1 protein-coding gene, 2 tRNA genes and 1 pseudogene are annotated in these 3,842 nt (G+C 37.5%); 1 reads left to right on the top strand and 3 read right to left on the bottom strand.

Features of this window, described 5'->3' with window-relative positions:
- Window positions 1-3: 3 nt before the first annotated feature.
- Window positions 4-77 (bottom strand) — tRNA-Gly (locus HMPREF2767_RS01195).
- A gap of 156 nt (window positions 78-233) precedes the next feature.
- A tRNA-Leu gene (locus HMPREF2767_RS01200) sits at window positions 234-318 on the bottom strand.
- Window positions 319-553: 235 nt separating this feature from the next.
- Here HMPREF2767_RS01200 and HMPREF2767_RS01205 point away from each other — a divergent pair.
- Complete coding sequence (locus HMPREF2767_RS01205; protein WP_068128505.1) at window positions 554-2,089, top strand: catalase; 1,536 nt, start codon at window positions 554-556, stop codon at window positions 2,087-2,089.
- Window positions 2,090-2,133: 44 nt separating this feature from the next.
- On the opposite strand, the pseudogene HMPREF2767_RS01210 reads toward HMPREF2767_RS01205, so the two are convergent.
- Window positions 2,134-3,842 (bottom strand): annotated as a pseudogene (locus HMPREF2767_RS01210) (helix-hairpin-helix domain-containing protein); the annotation flags it as partial.

A 3,842-nucleotide genomic window follows, 5' to 3' on the forward strand; every position in this document is an offset into this window, starting at 1 on the left:
TAATGGAGCGGGTGAGGAGAATCGAACTCCCGACATCAGATTGGAAGTCTGAGGTTTTACCACTAAACTACACCCGCGTTTTCGTTTCAACTCTTACTATTATACAGAGTTGAAAAACTAAGTCAATAGAAAAGTTAAAGTTTTTTATTTTATTTTATCTGCGCAACTAGTTGTTAAGTTGACGCCTAATTATTATACACAATCGTTTAACTTAATGCAAACAAAAATGTATATGCGGCTGAGAGGACTTGAACCTCCACGGGATAAACTCCCACTAGGCCCTCAACCTAGCGCGTCTGCCGATTCCGCCACAACCGCTTATTAAGATAACGATATCTATTATATTCTCTTTACATTTCTCTGTCAATACGATTATTTAGATTTCTCAATACTTTTTATTTTTATCAACATCCATACTAAATATCTTCTTTTAAATAATGTATGTTTTACTTCTATATAATGAGGGAATTATTATTCTGTCGAATTTGCAAGTCAAAATTTAATGTGCTATACTTTATTTAGAATTATTCTAATTTAATTTTGGAGGTTAATTATGTCAAAACACTATAACCCTGAAGAACAAAAGTTAACGACTCTATTCGGTAACCCTGTAGGTGACCGTGAGAACACAATGACTGTTGGCCCACGTGGTCCAATCGTTATGCAAGATCCTTATTTCTTAGATATGATGGCACACTTCGACCGCGAAGTAATTCCAGAGCGTCGTATGCACGCTAAAGGATCTGGTGCTTACGGTACATTCACAGTAACAAATGATATTACTAAATATACGAAAGCAAAGATTTTCTCAGAAGTTGGTAAGAAAACAGAAATGTTCGCTCGTTTCTCAACTGTAGCTGGTGAACGCGGTGCAGCTGACGCTGAACGTGATATTCGTGGATTTGCACTTAAGTTCTACACTGAAGAAGGTAACTGGGACTTAGTTGGTAACAACACACCTGTATTCTTCTTCCGTGATCCTAAGTTATTCCCAAGCTTAAACCACGTTGTTAAACGTGATCCACGTACAAACGTGAATAACCCGAATTCTCAGTGGGATTTCTGGACGTCATTACCTGAAGCGTTACACCAAGTAACAATTCTTATGACTGACCGTGGTATCCCGTCAGACTTCCGTCATATGCATGGATTCGGTTCACACACTTACGCGATGATTAACGAAGATAACGAACGTGTATGGGTGAAATTCCACTTTAGAACACAACAAGGTATTCGTAACTACACTGCTGAAGAAGCAGTAGATGTTGTCGGTAAAGACCGTGAATCTTCACAACGTGACCTATACAACGCGATTGAAGATGGAGACTTCCCTAAATGGAAAATGTTCATCCAAGTAATGACTGAAGAAGAAGCAAGAAATCATTACCATAACCCGTTCGATTTAACAAAAGTATGGTATAAAGGTGAATTCCCATTAATCGAAGTTGGTGAGTTTGAGTTAAATAAAAACCCTGAGAACTACTTCGCAGAAGTAGAACAAGCAGCGTTTGCACCAACTAACATCGTTCCTGGTCTTGGATTCTCACCAGACAAAATGTTACAAGGTCGTTTATTCTCATATGGAGATACTCAGCGTTACCGCTTAGGTGTAAACCACCACCAAATTCCAGTAAACTCACCAAAAGGTGCGACAAACGTATGTCCATTCAGCCGTGACGGTGCGATGAGAGTTGACGGCAACTTAGGCTCACATATCAACTATTATCCAAATAGTTACGGTGCACACAATTCACAAAAAGATGCAAAACAACCTGAATTAAACTTAGAGCTCGGTCAAGTATATGAGTACGACTTCCGTGAAGACGACGATAACTACTACGAGCAACCAGGTAAATTATTCCGTCTTCAATCTGAAGAAGGTAAACAAACGATCTTCAAAAACACTGCAATTGAAATGGCAGGCGTTGAAGAGCACATTAAAAAACGTCACATCTTCAACTGTTACCAAGCAGACGAAGAGTACGGTAAAGGTGTCGCAGAGGCACTCGGCATCGACATCAACGATGTTGACCTTGTAAATGGAGATCACCCATTCGAAGGTAAACCAGTACAAGTAAAAAAAGACTAATATAAATAACTAAAGAGTGAAGCAAATGCTTCACTCTTTTTTAATTACTTTTTCATCGTTAATGATATTCTATTTTTCTTTTCGTCTACTGATAAAACAGATACTTCAACAATATCTCCACTACTTACAACGTCGAGCGGATGTTTTACATATCGATTAGCTAGTTGTGAAATATGGACAAGTCCATCTTGGCCGACTCCGATGTCAACGAATGCTCCGAAGTCTGTAACATTTCTTACTGTTCCAGATAGCTTCATACCTTCTTTTAAATCCGAAAGTTCTAACACGTCACTTTTTAAAATCGGTGTATCGTACTTATCTCGGATGTCTCTTAAAGGCGCAATTAAACTATCGATAATATCGTTTAATGTCGGAAGTCCGATATCATTTTCTTCACTATATTTACGTTTATCGAGTGTATTTAACTTTTCCTTAATACTCTCTTCACCGAGCTCATCTATCGATGCACCAACTGATTTTAGTAATGCATATGTGTTTTTATATTGCTCCGGGTGAATTGGCGTTTGGTCGAGTGGTTCTTCTCCACCGACAATTCTTAAAAATCCGACAGCTTGCTCAAATGTTTTCGGTCCTAGTCTTTTTACTTTTTTAAGGTCTGATCGTTTTGTAATCCCTTCAGTCTCTCTATACTCTACAATGTTTTTTGAAATTGTTTTATTTAATCCTGAAACGTGTTCTAGTAATTTGTAAGACGCAGTGTTTACATCTACACCAACTTGGTTTACTGCTGTTTCAACGACAAAATCTAATGACTCATTTAAGAATTTTTGGTTAATATCGTGTTGATACTGTCCGATTCCTAATGATTTCGGGTCGATTTTTACGAGTTCAGCAAGTGGATCTTGAATACGACGGGCAATCGATACCGCACTTCTCTCTTCTACTTCAAAATCTGGGAATTCTTCACGTGCTACGTCCGACGCTGAATACACAGAAGCACCCGCTTCATTTACGATAATAAACGGCACTTCTATTTTATATTTCTTTAAAAAGTTTGCAACGAATTCTTCAGTCTCTCTCGATGCTGTTCCGTTACCAATCGCAATTAATGTGACTTTATTTTCTTCAATAATTTCTTTAAAAATCGCTTCGCTTTTATCCGTGTTTTTAGAGCTGTGAGGATAAATAACATTCTTCTCTAAAAACTTACCGTTTGAATCGATAACTGCAAGCTTACACCCTGTTCGAAACGCTGGGTCGACACCTAAAATCGTATGATTTTTAAGTGGTGGTTGTAGAAGTAAACTCTTTAGGTTTTCTTCGAAAATATTTACCGCATGCGTTTCCCCTTTTTTCGTTAACTCATTACGTATTTCACGTTCTAAACTTGGTAAAATTAAACGTTTTAAACTATCGTCGATCGTTTCTTCTATCAATTGCTTTGTTTTACTTTTTTCTTTTAATTCTTGACGGTATAAATAACTCGTAATTTTATCGTCATCATGTTGGAAACCGATGCGTAACACATCTTCTTTCTCTCCACGATTCATTGCAAGTATACGGTGCGATGGTATTGTTTTTACGCGTTCACTATAGTCATAATACATTTCAAAAATTTGCGTTTTGTCATCGTGTTCCTTTTTCTCAGTCGATGTAATTTCTGAGTGATTTTGAATGACGCTTAATATGTACATACGGTGTTGTGGGTTATCCGAAATTATTTCTGCAATTATATCTTTTGCACCTGCAACTGCGTCTTCTATATATTTGGATAATTCTTCACTGTTTGCTC

This window comes from Nosocomiicoccus sp. HMSC067E10 (genome assembly GCF_001810835.1).
GTDB classification, from domain to species: Bacteria; Bacillota; Bacilli; order Staphylococcales; family Salinicoccaceae; genus Nosocomiicoccus; species Nosocomiicoccus ampullae_A.